Source organism: Providencia sp. JGM181 (assembly GCF_018257375.1).
GTDB lineage: Bacteria > Pseudomonadota > Gammaproteobacteria > Enterobacterales > Enterobacteriaceae > Providencia > Providencia lanzhouensis.
Genome location: NZ_JAERJY010000211.1, coordinates 1 through 3,946 on the forward strand (window position 1 = coordinate 1; position 3,946 = coordinate 3,946).

General features: G+C 38.6%; 4 protein-coding genes. 1 reads left to right on the forward strand and 3 read right to left on the reverse strand.

Annotation, left to right across the window (positions count from 1 at the left end; translation table 11 throughout):
• Positions 1 to 130: 130 nt before the first annotated feature.
• The 3 genes from JK188_RS16695 to ampD all read right to left on the reverse strand — a co-directional run bounded on the left by JK188_RS16695 (position 131) and on the right by ampD (position 2,795).
• The gene (locus tag JK188_RS16695) at positions 131 to 1,525 is read right to left on the reverse strand and encodes an ATPase, T2SS/T4P/T4SS family (protein WP_211886285.1); all 1,395 of its coding nucleotides are present in this window, start codon (positions 1,523 to 1,525) and stop codon (positions 131 to 133) included.
• Positions 1,526 to 1,538: 13 nt separating this feature from the next.
• Positions 1,539 to 1,964 (reverse strand): prepilin peptidase-dependent pilin, encoded by a 426-nt coding sequence (ppdD, locus tag JK188_RS16700; protein WP_211886283.1) that lies wholly within the window; start codon positions 1,962 to 1,964, stop codon positions 1,539 to 1,541.
• A 294-nt stretch (positions 1,965 to 2,258) separates the two neighbouring features.
• Positions 2,259 to 2,795, reverse strand: a complete 537-nt coding sequence (gene ampD / locus JK188_RS16705) for a 1,6-anhydro-N-acetylmuramyl-L-alanine amidase AmpD (RefSeq protein ID WP_249215517.1) — start codon at positions 2,793 to 2,795, stop codon at positions 2,259 to 2,261.
• A gap of 101 nt (positions 2,796 to 2,896) precedes the next feature.
• Between ampD and nadC the strand changes: the two genes are divergently transcribed.
• Complete coding sequence (gene nadC, locus JK188_RS16710) at positions 2,897 to 3,814, forward strand: carboxylating nicotinate-nucleotide diphosphorylase (protein ID WP_211886280.1); 918 nt, start codon at positions 2,897 to 2,899, stop codon at positions 3,812 to 3,814.
• The last annotated feature ends 132 nt before the right edge of the window (positions 3,815 to 3,946 follow it).

Consider the following 3,946-nt stretch of genomic DNA (forward strand, 5'->3'; position numbering starts at 1 on the left):
AGTTATTGATATTGGCGTTTGACCTCGTTTAATTATCTCTAAGAAAGCTTGTTGCTTGTTTTTTGCTACTAAGCTATCAGTTACATACGAATTATTTTCAAGTGAAGTGTAATGATATACAAACATTAATTTACTCTCCTTGTCCTATAACAGAATAAACTTCTTGTAATGTTGTTTCTCCAGCTTCAACTCGCTCAAGGCTTGCCTGAAATAGACTTTTGAAATTATCAGTTAATTTACCATTGTCTTTTAATAGAAAGTCGAGTTGTGTTTGATCTAGGTGTTCATAAATTGCGGTACGCCCCATAAATCCTGAAAAACAGTGTTCGCATCCTGTAGAGTGATATTCGCTAATATTCTGTATTGAGTTTATCGGTGTAATGCGTGCCGTTTCTTGTTTGCAGTATGTGCAAAGTTTTCTAACTAATCGCTGAGCGATAACCATTTTTAAACAGGATTGAAGCTGGTTTCTGTCAACGCCTAGTTGTTCCATACGTGTAATGGCGCTAACGGTACAATTAGTATGGAGTGTTGAGAGAACAAGATGACCTGTTTGTGCAGCTCGAGCCGCTATTTGAGCTGTTTCTTCGTCTCTAATTTCACCAATCATAATCACGTCAGGATCTTGTCGAAGGAGCGCACGAAGAATAAAAGCAAAAGTAAGTGAATATTTTTCGTGTACCTGTGTTTGATTGATCCCCCCTAGGGGGATCTCAATAGGGTCTTCAATGGTAGATATATTTCTTGATGTTTGATTAAGGTATTCCAGTGCACTATAAAGTGTGACAGTTTTACCGCTACCCGTGGGGCCTGTCACGAGAATCAATCCTTGCGGTTTTTGTAATGTGCTTTTTAGTAGGGGTAATAAAGTCGGGCACATTCCAATTTGTTCGAGAGAGTATTTCAACTGTGTATTTAATAATCTCAGAACTAATTTTTCACCATGAAGTGTGGGCATGCTGGAAAGACGGATGCTAAAGTTTTTACGCTCAAAGCTCCAGTTCATTTGCCCATCCTGAGGGATTCTTTTTTCCGCAATATTCATTTTTGACAATATTTTTATTCGAGCAATAACCTCATTGCTTATTTCATGTGGTGGTGAAGGAATAACGTAGAGTTTCCCATCCACTCTAAGGCGAATTTTTAGGCTATGCTTGGTTGGTTCAAGGTGAATATCAGATGCTCGCTTTCTTACCGCCATCTTTAATAAATCATCGACAAAATCAACGGCAGGAGATGGCACGTTGATAGGTTCAATAGTGTTAGTCGGATAAGCATTTTCATCTTCATTGATTTCTAAAGCATGGCGATTGAAATAATGATCAATTTTTTCTTTAGCCCATATTTCATAACAAACAGGTACGCTGGCAATAAAACGTAATGTGGATAATAAATTATCATTGGGTTTTTCTATCGTGGCTATAGATAATCTTTTTTCGTTGTAATCGATAATCACAATATAGTTTTTGTCACAAAGCACTTTGAGTTCTTTGAAAATATAATGGCTTTCCCTAGATGTGCGCATGTTAATCCCTTAATTAGAAGCTCAGTGTTTTTTCACAAAGTTTTTTTAGATCTGCATTAGTATCAGCTTGGCAACTGATACTCCATGAAAATGGCGATGTGGCTGTTGAGCTGGTAGGTGTCAATATACCCGTAAGGCCTGTTAAGGTTTTGTCACCAACAAAGGTAATGACACCAGCTTTTGCATCAATCTGTTTTAGATACTTTCCTTTTATATTGCTCGGTATATCTTCTTTTCCTGAATTACATTTGGCTAAAAGGCCTTGGTTAAAGCTGCACAGCTCTACGCTGTTTTTATAAGGCAAGATAGTTTGTAGTACATCGGCCATGGCTGCTTTTTGCATATAGCTTTGATAGCCTGGTATAGCAACGGCACTGAGTATTGAAATTATTGCGATAACAACCATTATTTCGATTAAGGAAAATCCTTTCTGATCCATAAGTAAAACCTCTCTGATAGTGTGAGGTTCCATCATAAAAGACATTTTTAGTGAAAATACTAATTGAAAATTCAGGTTACGAGTGGCTTTGTAAAGTGATCTTGCAAATGGTGAGTTGTCTCATTTTATTTCGAGCGCTCTCGCAAAAATATATCAAGAATGTTTTTTCTAATAAAAATGAGTTTGTCAGACAGGTATAAATAGAGGCATATCAGAAAGAGGGCTAATGGGGTGGTTACCCTCATTAGCTAAGATAATAGGCGGATGATTCGTAAAATTATCAATTGGCAAAGCTTAGAGTGCATTTTTATAGTGCTGCCAATCAAAATAAGGACCTGGGTCAGTTTTTCGATGGGGTGCAATATCGCTATGGCCTGCAATATTCTGTTCGATCTGAGGGAATTCAGCTATCAGTAACTTAGTGAGCTTGGCTAACGTTATATATTGAGCTTCGGTGAAGGCTTCATAATCCGTACCTTCAAGTTCAATGCCAATAGAAAAATCGTTACATTTTTCTCGTCCTTGATAATTGGATTGCCCCGCATGCCATGCACGCTTGTTGAAAGGAACATATTGAATGATTTCGCCATTACGACGGATGAGGCAATGGGCTGAAACACGTAGATGCTTAATTTCATCGAAAAAAGGGTGTTCTGCTGGATTTAAAGTACCAGTAAAAAGCTGGTTAATATAAGGGCCACCAAACTGTCCTGGTGGAAGACTGATATTGTGAATGACGAGAAGTGAAGGTTCTTCACTCTCAGGGCGGTCATCATGATGCGGGGAAGGGATATGAGTCACATTATTTAGCCAACCATCATGTATTTTCATATCAGTATCCATAGTATGCTCTTTTCTTTTTTGTAAGTACCCGTAATTAAGAAATATTAGCATAGTTGAGATCCATACGGGTGCATATTTTGGAGTAAATAATGACTACACGACGCTATGATGAACAAGAAAGACGCAAACTGTTAATGGCAAGGTTGATTACCGATATTCCTTTTATGGTCAATGTTGCTCTAAAAGAGGATCTCGGTCAGATAGTTGATTATAAAAGGGATGTTACAGGGCAGCTATTAAATGAAGCTTCCCAAGCTACAGCTCGAATCATTACTCGTGAAGAGGGTGTTTTTTGTGGGCAAAAATGGCTAGAAGAAGTTTTTTACCAACTCGGTGATAAAGTTAAGGTGAATTGGAAGGTCCAAGACGGCGATAAGGTTTCACCAGATCAAGTATTATGCGAGATGCGAGGGCCTTCTCAAATTCTACTCACTGGAGAAAGAACTGCATTGAATTTTGTGCAAACGCTATCTTCGGTTTCTACAGTGACAGCAAAGTATGTCGCTTTTCTTGAAGGGACTCGAACTAAATTATTAGATACCCGTAAAACTATCCCAGGTTTGCGGAGCGCATTAAAGTACGCAGTACTCATGGGGGGCGGATATAACCACCGATTAGGGTTGTCTGATGCTTATCTAATTAAAGAAAATCATATTATTTCAGCGGGATCAGTTTCCCGAGCTGTCTCGCTTGCTCGCCAAGCACACCCAGATGTCCCTATCGAAGTAGAGGTCGAAAATCTAGAAGAGCTGTTACAAGCTCTCAAAGCTCAGGCGGATATTATTATGCTTGATAACTTTACGACTGACATGATGAAAGATGCCGTTGTTCTCACGGATGGCAAGGCTGCTTTAGAAGTATCAGGAAATGTGACAGATAAAACGATTAGAGAGTTTGCATTGACAGGTATTGATTTCATCTCAGTAGGCGCATTGACGAAACACATTCAGGCATTAGATCTCTCAATGCGATTCATTGAATCTGAAAGCCAGTCTGAGCTAATTTAAGCTGCTAGACCGAGAGGCTACAAAGATAAGGGGGAGGTCGATAGATTTTAAGTCTTCCCCCTAAAAATAAATGACTACATAAATAGCATCGTCTTTTGAACATACATTCATGATTATTGAATTGTACTGAAT